This window comes from Vibrio sp. ABG19 (assembly GCF_029962385.1).
Classification (GTDB): domain Bacteria; phylum Pseudomonadota; class Gammaproteobacteria; order Enterobacterales; family Vibrionaceae; genus Vibrio; species Vibrio ostreae.
Genome location: NZ_CP071708.1, coordinates 2,130,180 through 2,149,931 on the forward strand (window position 1 = coordinate 2,130,180; position 19,752 = coordinate 2,149,931).

Genomic DNA, 19,752 nt, shown 5'->3' on the forward strand with positions numbered 1-19,752 from the left:
CCTAAAGCAAGGGAGCACAACAATAGCCAATCGGGTTTGATAGAGGTGACATATGCCAAAACAAAAAACGGGTTACGAGGCTTTAGTTGAAGAGGTGGTCGAAACCCTCAAGAAGAGTCCGCAAGAAGTCGATCATATTCTGGACACTTCCGGCAAAGTCGTAGCCGCCGCCAATGACCTGACCAAAGATGAGCTGGCGCTGATTTCCGCCTACATAAAAGCTGACCTTAAAGAGTTCGCTGACAGTTATGAAGAGGAAAAAAGCAGCCCGTTTTATCTGATGATCACCAACTCCATCTGGCAGGGCCTGCTGGATATTACCGATCGCACCAAAGTGGAGTGGGTCGAGCTGTTTCAGGATCTCGAGCATCAGGGGTTGTACAAAGCCGGGGACATGATTGGACTGGGCGTGTTGGTGTGCGACAGCTGCGGCCATCGGATGGAATACAATCACCCGACCGAAATTGTCCCTTGTACCCGCTGCGGCGCGACCGCTTTCAGTCGTCAGCCGTTTAAGCCTTAGCACTTGCTCATGCGGACACCGAGCCTGATGTCCTGACAAGAGCCTGGTGATACGACAAGAATCCGTTCCGGTAACACGCAAAAACACTAAGAGCCCCGACGGGGCTCTTAGTGTTTTTGATGGTCAGCTATCTGCATCAGGATGGTGACGGCGGCGTTGCAGCAACAGGCCGGCCAGCATAGCCAGGGCAGTCCACATATACAGCGGCCAACTGCCCAGAGCATGATATGGCGTCTGGCCACGGGTCGGCACCAGTTCGGCACGCAGCACGCCGGTCTCAAACTGCGGGATTTGGGCGGTGATTTGACCACGGTAGTCAGTCACAGCGGTCACGCCGTTATTGGTGGCACGAATCAGCGGTTTACCCAGTTCCAGCGCGCGCATACGGGCAATTTCCATATGTTGTAACGGGCCAATCGAGCGGCCAAACCAGGCATCGTTGGACAGGGTGAGCAGGAAGTCGGTGTCGTCGGTGGTGTTGGCACGTACCTGCTCGTTGAAGATGATTTCGTAACACAGTGCTGGCGTCAGGGCATGGCCACTGGCGATAATATTCGGTTGGATATAGTCACCCGCGGTAAATGAAGACATCGGCAGGTTGAAGAACGGCGCCAGCGGACGCAGCAGGTCTTCAAACGGAACAAACTCACCAAATGGCAACAGGTGATGCTTATGGAAACGCCGGGACACATCGTACTGGTATTCGCCTTGTGGAGTATCACCCAGTGCCAGCACGCTATTGTAATACTGCTTGTCATCGGTCTGATTCAGAATGCCGGTGATGATGGTACTGTGGTTGAGGCGTGCTGCCGCATCAAGGTTGTGCAGGTAGGAAGTCAGCTCAAACTCGAAGGCCGGCACGGCGGCTTCCGGCCAGATAATAATGTCCGCATCCCAGTTTTCACGGGTGAGGTCGGTGTACTTCATAATGGTTGGCCAGCGTTCGCTTGGCAGCCATTTACGTGCCTGAGGTATATTGCCCTGAATCAAGGCTACCTTGGTGGTTTTGTCCGTGTCCGGTTTGACCCAGCGCGCGGCATTGAGCCCGTAGCCGGCAGCAAAGATAACCGCCGGGATCAGCAGAAGGGTTTTACTTTTACTCAGTAGCGTCAGGGCCAGTGCGCCAGCGGACAGCATCACCATTAGCGTCAGCAGTTCCACCCCGCCGAGCGGCGCGTAATTGGCGAGCGGACTGTCTATCTGACTGTAACCAAGCCACAACCATGGAAAGCCGGTCATCACCCAGCCGCGTAACCAGTCACTGACCAGCCAGAGAGCGGGAGCGGCAAGTAATAAGCGGCCACGACCCGAGGCCGGGAAAAAGCGATTGAGCGCCCAGGCGAACAGCGCCGGATAGATAGCCAGGTAGCCGACTAACAGTAACATCAGGGACACACTGGCGATTTTGGGCATACCACCAAAGGTATCAATGCTGATATGAACCCAGTTAATACCGATGCCAAACTGTCCCAGGCCCCAGCAATAGCCAATCAGCGCAGCGCCTTTGACGGATTGTTTATGGAGCAGCAATAACAGCAGCAGCGGGCTGAGAATGGCCACAGGCCAGAGTTGATAAGGAGCGAAAGCCAGGGTAGTGAGGGCGCCAACAAAAGCGGCCGCAAGCGGCCGCATAAGGCGATGAATTGTATTCGTCATCTGCAACTTTTCTGATGCTCTTACCGAAGTAAGAGAGATTTGAACTACTCTTCGCTGATCTCCGGAAGAGCTTCCATATCGGGGATGGTTACCTGAAGTTGAACCACGCGACGATTATCAGCAGCCGTTACCTTGAAGTTGTAGCGATCGATTTCCACGATTTCACCACGACTTGGCAGGTGGCCAAAGGCCGTCATCACCAGGCCGCCGACCGTATCCACTTCTTCATCACTGAAGCGGGTACCGAAGGTATTGTTGAATTCTTCGATGGTGGTCAGCGCCTTCACCGCATAGGTGTGTTTGCTGAGCTTACGAATATCCAGTTGCTCTTCATCGTCGGTTTCGTCTTCGATATCGCCAACGATTTCTTCCAGAATATCTTCAATGGTCACCAGGCCGGAAACCCCCCCGAACTCATCTACGACAATCGACATGTGATATCGTTCCTCACGGAACTCTTTCAGCAGACGATCGACGCGTTTGCTTTCAGGCACCACCACCGCCGGGCGGATCACTTCTTCGATGTCAAACGGGGAGCTGTTCGAGCCTAAGTATTTGAGTAAGTCCTTCGCAAGCAGAATGCCTTCCACATGGTCTTTGTCTTCGCTGATGACCGGATAACGCGAATGCTGCGCATCGGTAATCAAGGCGACCAGCGAGTCCAGGTTATCGGTACGCTCGACGGTGACCATTTGTGAGCGGGGAATCATGATGTCACGAACCCGCATTTCGGCAATTTCCATAACCCCTTCCAGCATATCGCGGGTGTCATGGTCAATCAGGTCATTGACTTCAGAGTCGCGGATCACGTCAACCAGTTCCTGACGATCCTTGGGTTCTCCCTGAAATAACTGACCTAGGCGCTCAAAGAAGGACTTTCTACTCGGACCGTCCGATTTTTCTTTGTTTCCTTCGGAAGAATAGGGCGAATTATCTTCGTTCATTGTTTCTCTATTCGGTAACGCTATCAGATGTGTGATAGCTCACATTAAGTTAACCGCGCCGTTATGGCAGCGGAAAACTAGATTTTATCGGCCAGATATGGGTCTTCAAACCCCATTTTCTGCATGATTTCTGTTTCGAGGGACTCCATCTCTTCAGCTTCGTCATCCTCGATATGGTCATAACCTAGCAGATGAAGACTGCCATGTACAACCATATGGGCCCAGTGTGCTAGCAGAGGCTTATTTTGCTCTTCTGCTTCGCGTTCAACGACCTGGCGGCAAATCACCAGATCACCGAGCAAATCCATTTCGATACCGGGCGGTACTTCGAACGGAAAAGACAGCACGTTGGTGGACTTATCTTTGCCGCGGTATTCGAGGTTGAGCTGGTGGCTCTCTTGTTCATCGACGATGCGCACCGTCACTTCAGCCTGAGGCTGAAACGGCGTGACGGCTGCACTCAGCCAGGTGGCAAAATCGTCACACGACGGCAGCCCGGTTTCATCCTCGACGGCCAGTTGTAAATCAAGTTCGATACTCATGACTCACCAGACTCTTCCAGAGCGCTTGAGCTTGTCAGCTCAGCTTTCTGCTGCTCGAGCAGTTTAGATTCACGCTCTTCACGACGGCGTTTCTCGTACTCTTTACGCTCTTTCTGATCCTGGGCTTCCCACTTCTCATAGGCGTTGACGATACGAGCCACCACTGGGTGACGCACAACGTCGTCGGCGAGGAAGAAGTTGAAGCTGATCTCCTCGACTTCGCTCAGTACTTCGATTGCATGGCGCAGGCCCGATTTAGCACCGCGTGGCAAGTCGATCTGGGTCACGTCACCTGTGATGACAGCGCGCGAGTTAAAGCCGATCCGGGTCAGGAACATTTTCATCTGTTCGACGGTGGTGTTCTGGCTTTCGTCGAGAATGATAAACGCATCGTTCAGGGTACGGCCGCGCATGTAAGCCAGCGGAGCCACTTCAATGACGTTACGTTCAATCAGTTTTTCAACCCGTTCAAAGCCGAGCATCTCAAACAGCGCATCGTAGAGCGGACGCAGGTAAGGGTCGACTTTCTGGCTCAGGTCACCGGGCAGAAAGCCCAGTTTCTCACCCGCTTCAACCGCCGGACGAGTCAGCAGAATGCGACGGATTTCCTGACGTTCCAGGGCATCAACCGCGGCTGCAACCGCCAGGTAGGTTTTACCGGTACCGGCCGGGCCAATACCAAAACTGATATCGTGGGTCACCATGTTGACCAGGTACTGAGCCTGATTTGGCGTACGTGGCTTGATGATGCCTTTTTTGGTTTTGACAAACACTTCTTTGCCGTGCGTAACCAGCTCCGATTCGGTGCTCTGTTCCAGTACGCCGGACTCTTTGATTGCCAGATGGATCTGATCCGGTTCAATGTCGGCGATTTGGCCGCGGACCGGCGCAGTGTCGACATACAGAGTCTTCAGAATGTCGAGCGCGGCAGTCGCAGTATGTGCTTTACCTACAATCGTGAAGTAGTTACTACGGTGGTTGATTTCAACGCCTAAACGACGTTCTAAATGCTTGATGTTGTCATCGAAAGGACCGCACAGACTGGCAAGACGGCGGTTATCGGAAGGTTCGAGATCTATCTCTAAAGTAACGATTTTATTGCTCAATTTAACCTCTCAGTATGTCATTTTCAGACGCCCGATTTTGACCGGGCGTCTCATGACAGTGTATACCCAAGTCAGCACGAAATGCGAGTTTCTGCGCGAAATCTTGCCGGTCTTGGGTTACTGAAACTTAAGGAGTAAACGTAGCTACTCCCAGCTCATCTTCACGGCGTGTTTTCGCCATCATTTCTGAAGGAGAAGTCACGACACGCAAGTTCATCTCTTTTTCTGTTCTTACGAGTTCACCGCGCAAAGAGTTCGGGAACACATCAACAATGTTGACATCGACAAACTGGCCAATCAGCTCAGCCGGTCCTTCGAAGTTTACTACACGGTTGTTTTCGGTACGACCACGAAGTTCCATCAGGTTTTTCTTCGACGGACCTTCAACCAGAATACGTTGCTGGGTACCCATCATCAGGCGTGAGTAACGCATCGCCTGGCTGTTGATCTGCTGTTGCAGCTCGTACAGACGTGCTTTCTTGGTCTCTTCCGTCAGATCACAAGGGTAATCCGCTGCTGGTGTTCCCGGGCGAGGCGAGAAGATAAAGCTAAAGCTCATATCGAAATCGACATCGCGGATCAGTTTCATGGTGTCCTGGAAGTCTTTGTCAGATTCGCCGGGGAACGCAACGATAAAGTCAGAACTGATCTGGATATCCGGACGCGCTTTACGCAGCTTACGGATAATAGACTTGTATTCGATACCGGTGTGCGGACGTTTCATCATGGTCAGGATACGGTCACTACCGCTTTGCACCGGCAGGTGCAGGAAGCTCACCAGCTCAGGGGTGTCTTCGTATACAGCGATGATGTCGTCAGTGAACTCCAGCGGGTGGCTGGTGGTGAAACGAATACGGTCAATACCATCGATTGACGCAACCAGACGCAGCAGCTCGGCAAATGAACAGATTTCACCGTCATGCATCGGGCCGCGGTAAGCGTTTACGTTCTGACCCAGCAGGTTGACTTCACGTACGCCTTGCTCTGCCAGTTGCGCGATTTCATACAGCACGTCATCCATCGGGCGGCTGACTTCTTCACCACGGGTGTAAGGTACCACACAGTAAGTACAGTACTTAGAACAGCCTTCCATGATAGAGACGAAAGCGGTCGGGCCTTCAGCACGCGGCTCTGGCAGACGGTCGAATTTTTCGATTTCCGGGAAGGAGATATCCATCACCGGTGCATGATCTGACTGAGATTGTTTGATCATCTCTGGCAGACGGTGCAGAGTTTGCGGGCCAAAAATAACATCGACAAACGGTGCGCGGTCACGGATATGATCGCCTTCCTGAGTCGCGACACAGCCACCCACGCCAATTACGACGCCTGGCTTTTTGTCTTTCAGTGTTTTCCAGCGGCCCAGCTGGTGGAATACTTTCTCTTGCGCTTTTTCGCGAATCGAACAGGTATTAAGTAGAAGTACGTCTGCTTCCTCTGGTTCTTCAGTTAGCTCATAGCCGTTCGCAGCGTTAAGCAGGTCGGCCATTTTTGATGAATCGTACTCATTCATCTGGCAGCCCCAGGTTTTGATTAGCAGTTTTTTACTCATGTTCTTCGCTCGGTCGTTAGTTTAAATTAAGGGAGCAAATCGCCCAGTGTTTCCAGTGACGTCTGGATATTTTTGCCAGACTTGGTTAAAAATTAGCCACCACTTGGGTGCTAAGCGGCGTATTGTACTGGTTTCAACCGGAGCTGACCAGTCATTCTCACCCCCAGCCGTTGTGGTGACTGGCTTTGCCTCTCTGCCGGGCAGGGAATTTGAGCCGAGAGGAAAACCAACCTTGCCCCATGCTTTAGCAAACCGCTGTTTATGGTCATATTTTGTCGCTCGCAACCCGACCAAACAGTGGTTGTGTGGTAGACTTAGTTTTTACGATTCAGTCAGGTAGAAGCAGTAGATATGAACGATTTTGACATAGTAGTCATTGGTGGTGGTATGGTCGGTGCGGCAGCTGCCATCGGCTTTGCCCAGCAGGGGCGTCGGGTAGCGGTTGTGGACGGGCATCAGCCTGCTGCGTTTAACGATGATCAGCCCATGGATGTTCGTATTTCTGCTATCTCGCAAACTTCGGTTGATTTACTGCAAGCACTGGGCGCCTGGGACAGTATCCGTGCGATGCGGGTTTGCCCTTATCGCCGTCTTGAGACCTGGGAGCATCCCGAATGCCGCACTCGTTTTTCCAGCGAGGCGCTGGGGCTGCAGCAACTGGGCTACATGGTGGAAAACCGGGTGATTCAACTGGGTTTGTGGCAAGCCTTTAGTGCTTATCCGAATCTGACTTTGTTGTGTCCGGATAAACTGGCCTCGATTGAGTTTGGCGACAGCCAGACCCTCACACTGCAATCCGGTACTGAGCTGAAGTGTCAGTGGATTATCGGTGCGGACGGCGCAAACTCAAGGGTGCGCAGCCTGGCCGGTATTGGCATCACCGCCTGGGATTACCGCCAGCACTGCATGCTGATTAATGTCGAAACCGAGCTGGCGCAGCAGGATATCACCTGGCAGCAATTCTTCCCGTCCGGCCCGCGTTCATTTTTGCCGCTCAACGGTCATCAGGGCTCCTTGGTGTGGTATGACAGCCCGGCGCGTATCAAGCAGCTTAGCCATATGAGTCCGGCTCAGCTGCGTGCAGAGATACTGAGTCATTTCCCGCCGGAGCTGGGGGATATTAAAGTGTTACAGCACGGCTCGTTCCCGCTTACCCGGCGTCATGCGCAAACCTATGTCAGCAATCATTGTGTATTGGTTGGCGATTCAGCGCATACTATCAATCCGTTAGCGGGGCAGGGCGTGAATCTCGGCTTTAAGGATGTCGCAGCCCTGCTGGAGGCAACCGCCGGGCATGATGAACTGACCCAGGCACAGTTTGAGCGTTACCAGCGGCAGCGGCGGGGCGATAACCTGTTAATGCAAAGTGGCATGGACTTCTTCTATGCCGCATTCAGTAATGACCACACTCCGCTCAAGTGGGTGCGCAATGCGGCGCTGAAACTGGCGGACAATGCCGGGCCGGTGAAGCAGCAGGTACTGCGTTACGCGCTGGGGTTATAAACCTCAGCCAGAATAATTCAGGCGGTAACCCTGTTGTGGTGCGGCCTGGTTGAGGGGCGCGGCTCACGCATTCATGTCAGCAAAGACCTAACATGTAAGCAACCCCCTAAATTAAAGACGAAAAAAAACGCTGCGATGGCAGCGTTTTTTGAATGCTTTGCAAACCGCTTACTTAGTTACACGCAGTACAGCAGTTTCACCAACATTTACCGAACCAGACAGTTTAGCCAGCTCTTTGATCTCGTCCATGTTAGAGATAACAACAGGAGTCAGAGTTGATTTCGCTTTCTCTTCCAGCAGAGCCAGATCGAATTCAATGATAGTGTCGCCCACTTTCACTGACTGACCTTCTTCAGCGATACGTTTGAAGCCTTCGCCTTTCAGCTCAACGGTGTCGATACCGAAGTGAACAAACAGTTCAACGCCATCGTCAGACTCGATAGAGAATGCGTGGTTCGTTTCGAAAATCTTACCGATAGTACCGTTAACAGGAGCTACCATCTTGTTGCCAGTAGGCTTGATAGCGATACCGTCACCAACGATTTTTTCAGCAAACACGACATCTGGCACGTCTTCGATGTTTACAATTTCACCAGAAAGAGGTGCGATGATTTCAATTGCACCCGCGTCAGCGCTGTCGTCAGAGACTAGCTTCTTAAGTTTGTCAAACAGACCCATTGTGTCATGCTCCTAACGTTTTAATATATTCTGTGAAGTATAGTATACCACTCACTAACAATAGACGACTACTTTTAGTCGTCTATGTTATTGGTATTAGCAGATTATTGAGAGTTTTTCGCGATGAATTTTTCAACGCAAGCTTCGATTTCTGCTGCAGTTGGCAGAGACAGTGCTTCATCTGCCATTGCTTTCACTTCAGCGAAGTTGGTGTTACGAATCACTTTCTTCACTTTAGGAATAGAGATGCCGCTCATTGAGAACTCATCCAGACCCATACCTAACAGAAGGAGTGTAGCGCGCTCATCACCCGCCAATTCACCACACATACCGGTCCATTTGCCTTCTGCGTGTGATGCATCAATAACTTGCTTGATCACAGTCAGAACAGCCGGAGACAGCGGGTTGTAGAGGTGAGAAATCATTTCGTTACCACGGTCTACTGCCAGTGTGTACTGGGTCAGGTCGTTGGTACCGATAGAGAAGAAAGCAACTTCTTTTGCCAGGTGAGGGGCAATTGCCGCTGCTGCCGGGGTTTCAACCATCACACCGATTTCGATGTTTTCGTCGAATGCATGGCCTTCAGCACGCAGTTCAGCTTTGTATTCTTCAATCGCTGCTTTCAGTTCACGGATTTCTTCAACTGAGATGATCATCGGGAACATGATACGCAGAGTACCGTGTGCTGATGCACGCAGGATACCACGCAACTGGTCACGCAGGATGTCACGACGGTCCAGACTGATACGTACGGCACGCCAGCCCAGGAACGGGTTCATCTCTTTTGGTAGATCCATGTATGGCAGGTCTTTGTCGCCGCCGATATCCATAGTACGGATAATCACAGCCTGGCCAGCCATCGCTTCTGCTACTTCTTTGTAAGCTTTGTATTGCTCTTCTTCCGTTGGCAGTGCGTCACGGTCCATGAACAGGAATTCTGTACGGTACAGACCAACGCCTTCACCGCCGTTGCGGATGATGCCGTCACAGTCTTTCACTGTACCGATGTTACCGCATACTTCTACGCGGTGGCCGTCTGTGGTTTCAGCGTGCAGGTCTTTCAGTTTCGCCAGCTCTTCTTTTTCAGCCAGGAATGCGGCTTTTACTGCTTTCGCTTCTTCCAGCTCAGCATCGCTTGGGTTGACGACAATCTTGTTGTTCATCGCGTCAAGGATCAGCATGTCGCCGTTTTTCACTTGAGCGGTAATGTCGTTAGTACCTACGATCGCTGGCAGTTCCAGAGAACGAGCCATGATTGAGGTGTGAGACGTACGACCACCGATATCACATGCAAAGCCCAGAACGTAGTCCAGGTTGATTTGTGCAGTTTCTGACGGAGTCAGGTCGTAAGCCACCAGGATCACTTCTTCATTGATGTCGCTCAGCGATACAATGTTGATGCCCAGGGCGTTTTTCACGAAGCGTGTACCGATATCGCGGATATCTGTAGCACGTTCTTTCAGGTATTCGTCATCCAGTGACTCAAGCGCAGCTGCCTGCTCTTCAATCACAGTGTGAATCGCGTTGTCTGCTGACAGTTTTTCGTCTTTGATGAGGGCTAAAATTTCTTCTTCTAGCTCTTCATCTTCAAGCAGCATGATATGGCCTTCAAAGATGGCTTCTTTTTCTTCACCAAAAGTCTCAAGGGCTTTTTGTTTGATAACTTCAAGTTGGGCAGAAGATTTGTTACGTGCGTCGTAGAAACGCGCAACTTCAGCTTCAACTTGAGCGTCAGAAATGGTGTTTGTATTTAGGACAATTTCATCTTCTTGAAGTAGTAGTGCTTTACCAATAGCAATACCTGGAGATGCTAGGATGCCTGAAATCATAGCCTTACCTTAAATTGGTCAACTGTAAACGGGAGATAAGTGGACGTTTGTGCTAACGATATATGTAGCTAATTCTAGAGCCTATTTCCAACAAAGCCACTTTGCGGGAACAAAATGGCTTTGACAGGAATGGTGCGAATTAGTGTAGTTGATCCATCAGAGCAACCAGGTGGTCAACAGCTTGTTGAGCTTGTGCACCTTCTGCAGAGATAGTCACTACAGTGCCTTTAACCAGACCCAGAGTCTGTAGTTTGAACAGGCTTTTCGCGCTAGCGCTTTTACCGTTAGAAGTCACAGTGATGTCCGCGTCGAATGCTTTAGCTTCTTTAACGAACTGAGCAGCCGGACGAGTGTGAAGACCGTTTTCTGCAGTGATTTCTACTTGCTTCTCGTACATGTTTTATACCCCAATTAATTTATTTTTTGTAAGTTTATTAACCAGAATTAGCTTAACCGTATCAGCTCGTTTCTGCTAGTTGAGCTACGAGCTTTTCGTGTCAGAACTGATACTGGTATAAAAATAATCAATCGCCTTGTTGACACTCAGCCATTGAATCTAATCTTGTCTGCTTCTTTATTTTGAAGCTAGAAATAAAACATGCCTGATATTACCAAAGGTGAGGCTAGGATCAACAAAAAAGCCCCTCAAGGGGGCTTTTTTAAACCAAAATTTGATTTCACCACATATTACTGCTGGTTTTCTTTCTCAGAGAAAATGCCGGCGAACAGGGCAGTGCTCAGGTAACGTTCGCCTGAGCTTGGTAGGATAACTACGATAGTTTTTCCTTCAAATTCAGGTAGTTCTGCAAGGCGGTTAGCAGCAACAACGGCTGCGCCAGATGAGATACCAGCCAGGATACCTTCCTCTTCCATCAGACGACGAGCCATCTCGATCGCTTCTTCAGAAGTCACAGTTTCAACACGGTCAATCAGGTCCAAATCCAGGTTGCCAGGGATGAATCCGGCACCGATACCCTGGATTTTATGTGGAGCTGGTTGAATATCCTGGCCTGCCAGTGCTTGCGTAATGACCGGAGATTCAGCCGGTTCTACTGCAACAGAAGTGATGGCTTTGCCTTTCTCGTCTTTGATGTAACGACTGGTACCCGTCAGAGTACCACCAGTACCAACACCAGCAACGAATACGTCAACCTGGCCGTCAGTCGCTTCCCAGATTTCAGGACCTGTGGTCTTTTCGTGAATCTGTGGGTTAGCCGGGTTATCGAACTGCTGCAGCAACAGGTATTTTTCAGGGTTGCTGGCGACAATTTCTTCCGCTTTAGCAATCGCGCCTTTCATGCCTTTAGCCGCTTCAGTCAGCTCTAGGTTTGCACCCAGCGCTTTCAGCAGCTTACGGCGCTCAAGACTCATTGACTCAGGCATAGTCAGCGTCAGTTTGTAACCGCGCGCTGCAGCAACGAAGGCCAGAGCAATACCTGTATTACCACTGGTTGGTTCCACAAGTTCGATGCCTGGTTTCAGTTTACCTTGCTTCTCTGCATCCCAAATCATGTTGGCGCCGATACGGCATTTAACACTGAAGCTTGGGTTACGTGATTCAACTTTAGCCAGTACGTTACCTTTGCTGACTTTGTTCAGACGAACCAGTGGCGTGTTACCAATAGTAAGAGAATTGTCTTCGTAAATTTTGCTCATTGTGATGTTCCTTCATTTCGCATGTTTTGCTATCGATAAGTCGATACGTTGCGGATACGATTTAGAGAATATGTGCTCGGTTAAAAAGGTAAAAGGATTAAAAAGTTATAACTTATAGGTATCGGCGGCTTTCACCGCCAAAATGTCTATCGGGTCACATAATGCCCTTTAAACTCGCTGACCCACATCGCGGTCGCGCCACAAACCGCTACCGGCATGACAAATAGGTTGATGATCGGAATCGTTGTCAGAACCGACACCAGCATGCCGAAGCCATACGCTTTGCCCTGTTTTTGTTTCAAATTATTACGCATGTCATTAAATGCGACTTTATGGTTATCAAACGGATAGTCGCAGTACTGAATGGCCAGCATCCAGGCGGTAAATAAAAACCACAGAATCGGCCCCAGGGTCTGGCCAAGGGCCGGGATCAGCAGCAGTAGAAACAGACCGATGGCTTTGGGTAAGGTATAAAGCAGTTTACGCCATTCCCTTGCCATGATGCGTGGCACATCTTTGATGACGGCCAGTATACCCTCGTCATTAATCGTGTGACCGGTGAGTTTTTCTTCAACCTTTTCTGCCAGCAGACCGTTAAACGGTGCGGCGACAAAGTTAGCCAGCGTGCTGAAAAAGTAGGAGAAGGTGGCGAGAATGGTCAGTACCAACAGCGGCCACAGAATGTAACTCAGCCAGGACAACCAGTCCGGGATTTGTCCCATCCATTGATTAATCCAGCTGTCGAGGTGTGAAAACAGATAGAGCAGGGCGCCACCAACTAAGAGGATATTAGCCAACAGTGGCATAATCACGAATCGGCGGATGCCGGGTGATAAAGCCAGTTCCAGGCCGTAGAAAAAATAGCCAAAGCCTGAGCGCTTATGATTTTGCATAGTGTATTCCGTATACGATTTGCCAGCGGTGAAAGTTGCATTCTATTGTAACTGAGCAACAGAGGAAGAAAAGCGTGGTAAAAATCACACCATTAACGCACCTTTTAACATTAAGTTGTTCTAAACAGGGGCTGACTTTTGGTAAAGTAAACTGATAAGCCGATAAAACCTACCTTTGGCAACGTTAACGACAAGCGTTGAAGCTCAGGACATCAAAAATCGAGAAACTGAGAGTTTAAGATGCAGGAATTGCGATTCGTACTCATTATTGTTGGCGCGCTAGCGATAGCCGCTTTGCTATTTCATGGTCTGTGGACCAGTAAAAAAGAAGGGAAGTCTAAGTTTGGTGATAAACCACTTGGCCGGATTGACGTAGAGCCTGAAGAAGATGAAGTAGCGGCAGCGCGTGCTTTTGCTCCGGAAGATGATTATGAAATCATTCGTAAGGATCGCAACCAGCCGGACTTCGGGATTAAAGATGAGCCTGAGGTGGATCCTCTGATCGGTGGCTACACCGCTGCTGAAGAACCGCTGACAGAGCAGAGTGAGGTGCGCTCAGAATTTCAAGCGCCTGAAACTGCGCCAGTTGATGAAGCCCAGCCAGAGCCTCTGACTGTCTATGAAGCACCATCAGAGCCGATGTTCAGCACTGCGCGAGCAGGTGTCGATGCTGAACCTGTGGTAGAGAAGCCTCAAGCGCAGCCAGAACCGGCTCCTCAGGCCGAAGAACCGGCCCAGGATGAGATGCAGGTTATCGTGTTGAATGTACATTGTGCCGGCAACGAACCCTTTGTTGGTACTAAGCTGTTCGATAGTATGCAGCAGAACGGCCTGTTGTACGGCGAAATGGATATTTTTCATCGCCATGCTGATTTGTCCGGTACCGGTAAGGTGCTGTTTAGTGTCGCGAACATGATGCATCCCGGGACGCTGAAACACGATGATCCGGCAGAATTCACCACCAAGGGTATTTCATTCTTTATGACCTTGCCATGCTTTGGTGAAGCGGATCATAACTTTAAGCTGATGCTGAAAACGGCACAGCAGATCGCCGATGATATGGGCGGCAACGTCCTCGATGACGCGCGCAACCTGATGACACCGGATCGCCTGGCCGCTTACCGTAAGCAAATTACTGACTTTCGGAACCGGACAGCACATAATTGATTCCATAACCTTGTTTGGTTAAGAAAGGCCCCGTGTCGGGGCCTTTTTTCATGATAGAACCTGATTGACTGCGAGAGAAACGCAATGCAAAACGTAGAGCAACGCTTACAAGAGCTTAAAGAAATACTGCATGATCATGCGATACGTTATTACGTCGAAGATGCCCCGACCATTCCGGACGCCGAGTACGATCGTCTGATGCGTGAGCTGCTGGATATTGAAGCTGAGCATCCGGACTGGATCACGCCGGACTCACCCAGCCAACGTGTCGGCGGTGCACCGTTGAGCGGTTTTGAGCCGGTGACCCATGATATTCCGATGTTGTCGCTCGATAATGCATTCGATGACGGCGAGCTGGACAGCTTTTATCGCCGCATGAGTGATCGCGTTCCGGCGGCCAAATCGGCCCGTTTCTGTTGTGAACCTAAGTTGGACGGCCTGGCGGTCAGCCTGCTGTATGTTGATGGTGTATTGGTGCGTGCGGCGACCCGTGGTGATGGCGCGACCGGTGAAAACATTACCGAGAATGTACGTACCATTAAATCGATTCCACTGCGTCTGAGCGGCAGTGGCTGGCCAACCCGGATTGAAGTCCGTGGTGAAGTGTTTATGCCGAAAGCCGGCTTTGACAAAATGAATGCCGCAGCGCTGAAAAAAGGCGAAAAAGTGTTTGTGAACCCGCGTAACGCGGCGGCAGGCAGCCTGCGCCAGCTCGATTCGCGCATTACCGCCAAGCGCCCGCTGGCATTTTATGCCTACAGCGTGGGGGTGATTGAAGGCGGTGAACTGGTCGGCAGCCATTATGAGCGTTTTCTGCAACTGAAAGGCTGGGGATTACCGATGAGCCCGGAAACCAAACGGGTCGATTCGCTGGAAGAGGTGAAAGCGTACTATCAGGACATCATGACGCGTCGTGCCGATTTGGCCTACGAAATTGACGGCGTGGTGATCAAAGTCGACGCGATTGACCTGCAGGAGCGGCTGGGCTTTGTGGCCCGCGCGCCCCGCTGGGCGATTGCCTATAAGTTCCCGGCTCAGGAAGAGATGACGCTACTCAATGATGTGGAATTCCAGGTCGGGCGTACCGGTGCCATTACTCCGGTAGCGAAACTGGAGCCGGTGTTTGTCGGCGGGGTCACGGTCAGTAATGCGACCCTGCACAACGCGGATGAGATTGAACGTCTCGGCGTTAAAGTCGGCGACACGGTGATCATCCGCCGTGCCGGTGACGTGATCCCGCAGATTGTGTCGGTGGTGAATGAAATGCGCCCTGACAGCGCACGCGATATCGTGTTTCCGACCCAGTGCCCGGTGTGTCAGTCAGACATTGAGCGGGTAGAAGGTGAAGCGGTTGCACGCTGTAGCGGTGGCCTGGTGTGCCAGGCGCAGCGTAAAGAGGCGCTGAAACATTTTGTGTCGCGTAAAGCGATGGATGTCGATGGTCTGGGCGATAAAGTGATCGAACAGCTGGTGGACAAAGAGATGGTCACCACGCCAGCGGATCTGTTCCGCTTGCGCGCTGGGGAGCTGACGATTCTGGATCGCATGGGGCCAAAATCGGCGCAGAATATTGTCAATGCGCTGCAGGCGGCCAAACAGACCACACTGCCACGTTTCCTGTACGCATTGGGGATTCGTGAAGTCGGTGAAGCCACGGCAATGAACCTGGCGCACCATTTCTACAATCTGGACGCCATCATGCAGGCGTCGGTGGAAGCGCTTATTGAAGTGCAGGATGTCGGTATGATAGTCGCCAGCCATGTCCATGCTTTCTTCACTCAGGAACGCAACCAGAACGTAGTGCGCGATCTTATCGATCTCGGTATCACCTGGCCGGATATCGAAGCGAAAAGCGAAGATACGCCGCAGCCGCTGGCCGGTAAAGTGGTGGTTCTGACCGGGACCTTGTCACAGCTGTCACGCAGTGATGCCAAAGCGGCTTTGCAGGCATTGGGTGCTAAGGTAACCGGCAGCGTATCGAAGAAAACCGATATTCTGTTTGCCGGTGAAGCGGCGGGCTCTAAGCTGGCCAAAGCGCAGGAACTTGGCATTGAAGTGCGTGGCGAACAGGATCTGATTGATATGATCCGCTGATGGTGCTGGTCTGGTTACCTGCGTGAACGGGTTAAGCGCGATAAGCCGCCTGGCCGGTAACCTGAGCCAAATCATTGCAATTACCCCCGGAAGGAGGCATGGTTTAACCCTGTCTCCTTTTTGTTTGTTACTGTGTGCCGGATTTGGCGGTAGCCGCTGGAGGCAAGTGGTTACGTTGCAGACAAGTGGCTATTTGTCTGCAGTGCCCCGACGGAGGAAAGATGAACATCAGTGAAGTGGCAAAAAAAACCGGCCTGACGGCTAAGTCGGTGCGGTTGTATGAAGAGAAAGGGCTGATTGCCGCCCCTGTGCGTTCTGACAATGGCTATCGTCAGTACAATCAGAGTCATGTGGATGATCTGTTGCTGATAGCGCGCTGCAAGAGCGTCGGTTTCTCCCTCGACGAATGTAAGGCGATGCTGGCCCTGGCCAATAACCCGCAGCGTACCAGCCACGCGGTCAAAGAAAAAGCCCAGCTCAAGCTGGAGCAGGTGAGCAGAAAACTGGAAGAGCTGACCCTGATTAAGCAGCAGCTTGAAGAGTGGGTGAATGAGTGTCCCGGTGATGAAAACAGTGAGTGCCCAATCATCGATAATCTCAAAGGGCATTGCTGCCAGCATTCACTGGCAGCCTCATCTGATGACTAAAGTGTCTTTATTGTCGTGATCACTTTTATTGTCGTCATCACTGTTGCGGCCGGATAACGGTGCGGAAAGGCACAGTTCAGTGATCAGCGGGTTGGTGTAGGCTGACGTGTTGTAGGCGGACTTTCAGTACCGTACCATCGACGGCAATGACTTCGACCCTCTGTCCGGCGCTGAGCGGCGTATCGCATTCTGCTATCCAGGTACTGTCGCCAATTTGGAGGCGAAACTGGCCAACCGGTACATCTTCTGCGACCGTTGCGCTGCGCCCGATCAACTGTTTCTGCTTCTGATTGAGTGTTCGGCTGGCATCACTGCGCTTGTCGTGAGTGAGCTGACGGCGCCACCACAGCCAGGTCGTGACCAGCGAAAAAGCCGCAAAGCTGCACCATTGCAGTTGCCAGCTAAGCGGAATGCCGAGCATCAGCCCGGCCACCAGTAACGCCGACAGCCCGAGCCACAGGCAATAACCGGCCATCCCGAGCAGCTCGGTCGCCAACAAGGCCAGCCCGAGTCCGAGCCAGTGCCAGTGATTAAATTGGGTTAACCAGTCGATCAAGAATCCACCTTACGGGTATCCGTTTGTTTAAACATTTCGGCAATGCCGGTAATCGAGCCCATCAAACCGGTCGCTTCCAGCGGTAACATAATGATTTTACCATTCTCAGCCTTGCCGATGGCTTTTAGTGCCTCGGTGTAGCCCTGAGCGATAAAGTAATTGACCGCTTTCATATCGCCCTGGGCAATGGCATTCGAAACCATTTCAGTGGCTCTGGCTTCCGCCTGAGCGGCGCGCTCACGGGCTTCGGCCTGTAAAATGGCGGCCTGTTTGGCCCCTTCAGCCTTGAGGATCTCTGACTGTTTTTGCCCTTCGGCTTTGAGGATTTCCGCCTGACGCACTCCTTCGGCTTCAAGGATAGAGGCGCGCTTTTCACGCTCGGCTTTCATCTGCGCATTCATCGCTGAAGTCAGATCCGCCGGAGGCTGGACATCTTTAATCTCAATCCGGGTCACTTTGACACCCCAGGGGTTAGTTGCCTGGTCAACGATGGTCAGCAATTTGGTGTTGATCATATCGCGCTGACTGAGCATTTCGTCCAGTTCCATTGAGCCAAGTACAGTACGCATGTTGGTCAGCGTCAGGTTGCGGATCGCATTTTCCAGATCATTGACTTCATAAGCTGCCCGCGCGGCATCAATCACCTGCACAAAGCAGACCGCATCGATCACCACATTGGCGTTGTCTTTACTGATCACTTCCTGAGCCGGAATGTCCAGCACCCGCTCCATCATATTAATTTTACGCCCGACGCGGTCGATGAAAGGAATGATGAAGTTAAGACCGGGACTGAGTGAATGGGTGTAGCGGCCAAAGCGCTCAACGGTCCAGTTATCGCCCTGTGGTACCGTCTTGACCGCCGAGGCGATGAACACGATAACGACGAAGACAAAAATGCCGATGGTAATCAAAGATTCCATTGCCATGTTCCTATCCTTGCAAAGGTGAAAGATTAACAAGTATAGCGGCAGGATAGGCAATGTTATGTGATGAATTAATCGCCGCCAGAAAAAATTAAGGCAGGATATCCTGCCTTAATGATCAAAAACATAGTGAGCTTCCCTGACGGAGCAAGCTGACGGAATCGATTCGATGTCAGCCTGGCGAGGTACTGCGGGCTCCGTCGGGCAGAGTTAGTACAAAAGCCGAGTTAGTACAACAGCCGAGTTAGTACAACAGCCGAGTTAGTACAACAGAGAGTACAGCTGGCGACGGTAACGCGCGGCGACGCTGTTCCCCTGGCCAATCGCGCTGAGGATGTCCATAAATACTTTCTTCATTTCGCCATCGAGTGTGTTGAGGTCGCTTTTAAGGAAGTTCCACAGCAGCTCGAGTGCTTCTTCATCACGCTTGACCTGATGGTACTGGGTGGCCAGTTCGACAGCGATTTGGGCGTCATTGCTGTTTTGAGCCAGCGCGGTTTCCAGTGCCTGGATTTCCGGGCTGTCAGCTGCCTGTTCATGCAGTTCCAGTTTTGCGATCAGGCTTTTGTAGTAACTGTCCTGATATTCGAGCGGAATCGCGCTCAGCTCTGCTTTAGCGGCGTCAAACTGACCGGTTTCCAGGAAGCAGTCGGCCAGCGCCAGTTTGGCATCCCCTTTACTCTTCCACTGCTCCGGCAACGCCAGCAGCAGAGTCAGTGCCTGCTGGTGCTGTTGGTTTTTGATCAGTTGCTGTGCGTACTGCAGATTTTGTTCATCCTGACTTGGCAGGTGACGGTTAAGCATGTCCTGAATCGCTTCAATCGGCTGCGGGCCACCCAGACCATCAACCGGCTGGCCGTTGAAAAACAGCGCGATGGTCGGCAGAGCCTGAATACCAAATTGTGACGCGATGGCTTGCTCGTCCTGGCAGTTAAGCTGGGCAAGCTGGAATGCACCATTGTACTGCTGAGTTAACTGCTGCAATTGCGGAATAAGTTGTACGCTTTCTTCACTCATCGGTGCCCAGAAGTAAAACAGAATAGGGCGGGACGCTGAGCTTTCGATAACTTCGCGGAAATTGTGTTGGGTAACGTCAGTAATATGAGGTGATTGCATGATGATTCCTTTTACGCTTGCGCTTTAAGCCATAGATGGGGGCATGAATTGAAAACACAAGTCATAGCAAGGCGATGGTAAAGTTTTTCGTGCTGAAATGGTTCTGAATCACAGCCAGAGCTGGCCGCTGCGCAAAAGAGGTCACGCGCGCTGTGCAGTCACAGAAAAGCAAACAGCTACCGTCAGGGTAGCTGTTGAAGCGCAAAGCGCGGTAAGCAATTCAATAGAACGCTATAAAACAAGAAAGAGTGTCAGCGCGATACCAACACCGAGCCAATTCCATTGGTTTAAAGTCATAGATGTGTACCCAATGCAATGCTGATTAATCGGTTAAACGAATCCTACGATTCGTCAATCATCATCGCAT

At 51.3% G+C, this 19,752-nt stretch carries 18 protein-coding genes; 5 read left to right on the top strand and 13 right to left on the bottom strand.

What is annotated here, in order from left to right; genetic code table 11:
- The first annotated feature begins 52 nt into the window (after positions 1-52).
- Positions 53-523, top strand: coding sequence for a zinc ribbon-containing protein (locus J0X00_RS16080; protein ID WP_218562185.1), 471 nt, complete (start codon positions 53-55; stop codon positions 521-523).
- A gap of 123 nt (positions 524-646) precedes the next feature.
- On the opposite strand, the gene lnt is transcribed toward J0X00_RS16080, so the two are convergent.
- The 5 genes from lnt to miaB form a co-directional block, all read right to left on the bottom strand.
- Positions 647-2,179 (bottom strand): apolipoprotein N-acyltransferase, encoded by a 1,533-nt coding sequence (gene lnt, locus J0X00_RS16085; RefSeq protein WP_136487793.1) that lies wholly within the window; start codon positions 2,177-2,179, stop codon positions 647-649.
- Between the two features lie 44 nt (positions 2,180-2,223).
- Positions 2,224-3,123, bottom strand: coding sequence for a CNNM family magnesium/cobalt transport protein CorC (gene corC, locus J0X00_RS16090; RefSeq protein WP_136487794.1), 900 nt, complete (start codon positions 3,121-3,123; stop codon positions 2,224-2,226).
- 77 nt (positions 3,124-3,200) lie between these two features.
- Entirely contained in the window at positions 3,201-3,665 is a 465-nt protein-coding gene (gene ybeY / locus J0X00_RS16095) for an rRNA maturation RNase YbeY (protein ID WP_218562183.1), read from the bottom strand.
- On the bottom strand, positions 3,662-4,771 hold the full coding sequence (locus J0X00_RS16100; RefSeq protein WP_136487796.1) for a PhoH family protein: 1,110 nt from the start codon (positions 4,769-4,771) through the stop codon (positions 3,662-3,664). The genes ybeY and J0X00_RS16100 overlap by 4 nt, the downstream gene beginning before the upstream one ends.
- A gap of 127 nt (positions 4,772-4,898) precedes the next feature.
- Positions 4,899-6,323 carry a tRNA (N6-isopentenyl adenosine(37)-C2)-methylthiotransferase MiaB gene (gene miaB, locus J0X00_RS16105; RefSeq protein WP_136487797.1) on the bottom strand — a complete coding sequence of 475 codons (1,425 nt, stop codon included), beginning with the start codon at positions 6,321-6,323 and terminating at the stop codon, positions 4,899-4,901.
- A 351-nt stretch (positions 6,324-6,674) separates the two neighbouring features.
- Between miaB and J0X00_RS16110 the strand changes: the two genes are divergently transcribed.
- Complete coding sequence (locus J0X00_RS16110) at positions 6,675-7,826, top strand: 2-octaprenyl-3-methyl-6-methoxy-1,4-benzoquinol hydroxylase (protein WP_282477199.1); 1,152 nt, start codon at positions 6,675-6,677, stop codon at positions 7,824-7,826.
- A gap of 168 nt (positions 7,827-7,994) precedes the next feature.
- Here the strand turns inward: J0X00_RS16110 and crr are convergent, their stop codons facing one another.
- From crr to cysZ, 5 genes are all read right to left on the bottom strand, one after another.
- The gene (gene crr, locus J0X00_RS16115) at positions 7,995-8,504 is read right to left on the bottom strand and encodes a PTS glucose transporter subunit IIA (RefSeq protein ID WP_136487799.1); all 510 of its coding nucleotides are present in this window, start codon (positions 8,502-8,504) and stop codon (positions 7,995-7,997) included.
- A gap of 104 nt (positions 8,505-8,608) precedes the next feature.
- The gene (gene ptsI / locus J0X00_RS16120; protein ID WP_136487800.1) at positions 8,609-10,333 is read right to left on the bottom strand and encodes a phosphoenolpyruvate-protein phosphotransferase PtsI; all 1,725 of its coding nucleotides are present in this window, start codon (positions 10,331-10,333) and stop codon (positions 8,609-8,611) included.
- 139 nt (positions 10,334-10,472) lie between these two features.
- Positions 10,473-10,730, bottom strand: coding sequence for an HPr family phosphocarrier protein (locus J0X00_RS16125; protein ID WP_136487801.1), 258 nt, complete (start codon positions 10,728-10,730; stop codon positions 10,473-10,475).
- Between the two features lie 290 nt (positions 10,731-11,020).
- Positions 11,021-11,989: a cysteine synthase A gene (cysK, locus tag J0X00_RS16130; protein WP_282477200.1), complete on the bottom strand. Its 969-nt coding sequence runs from the start codon at positions 11,987-11,989 to the stop codon at positions 11,021-11,023.
- Positions 11,990-12,135: 146 nt separating this feature from the next.
- Positions 12,136-12,882, bottom strand: a complete 747-nt coding sequence (gene cysZ, locus J0X00_RS16135) for a sulfate transporter CysZ (protein WP_136487803.1) — start codon at positions 12,880-12,882, stop codon at positions 12,136-12,138.
- A 240-nt stretch (positions 12,883-13,122) separates the two neighbouring features.
- Between cysZ and zipA the strand changes: the two genes are divergently transcribed.
- The 3 genes from zipA (at position 13,123) to cueR (ending at position 16,790) form a co-directional block, all read left to right on the top strand.
- On the top strand, positions 13,123-14,049 hold the full coding sequence (gene zipA, locus J0X00_RS16140) for a cell division protein ZipA (protein ID WP_282477201.1): 927 nt from the start codon (positions 13,123-13,125) through the stop codon (positions 14,047-14,049).
- 84 nt (positions 14,050-14,133) lie between these two features.
- Positions 14,134-16,143, top strand: a complete 2,010-nt coding sequence (ligA, locus tag J0X00_RS16145; protein WP_282477202.1) for an NAD-dependent DNA ligase LigA — start codon at positions 14,134-14,136, stop codon at positions 16,141-16,143.
- A gap of 221 nt (positions 16,144-16,364) precedes the next feature.
- Positions 16,365-16,790 carry a Cu(I)-responsive transcriptional regulator gene (gene cueR, locus J0X00_RS16150; RefSeq protein ID WP_282477203.1) on the top strand — a complete coding sequence of 142 codons (426 nt, stop codon included), beginning with the start codon at positions 16,365-16,367 and terminating at the stop codon, positions 16,788-16,790.
- A gap of 76 nt (positions 16,791-16,866) precedes the next feature.
- Here cueR and J0X00_RS16155 read toward each other — a convergent pair whose 3' ends face one another.
- The 3 genes from J0X00_RS16155 to J0X00_RS16165 form a co-directional block, all read right to left on the bottom strand.
- Complete coding sequence (locus tag J0X00_RS16155; RefSeq protein WP_136487807.1) at positions 16,867-17,346, bottom strand: NfeD family protein; 480 nt, start codon at positions 17,344-17,346, stop codon at positions 16,867-16,869.
- Positions 17,343-18,272, bottom strand: coding sequence for an SPFH domain-containing protein (locus J0X00_RS16160; RefSeq protein ID WP_136487808.1), 930 nt, complete (start codon positions 18,270-18,272; stop codon positions 17,343-17,345). Before J0X00_RS16160 ends, J0X00_RS16155 begins: the two co-directional genes overlap by 4 nt.
- 258 nt (positions 18,273-18,530) lie before the next feature.
- On the bottom strand, positions 18,531-19,385 hold the full coding sequence (locus J0X00_RS16165; RefSeq protein ID WP_282477204.1) for a co-chaperone YbbN: 855 nt from the start codon (positions 19,383-19,385) through the stop codon (positions 18,531-18,533).
- Positions 19,386-19,752 lie beyond the last annotated feature (367 nt).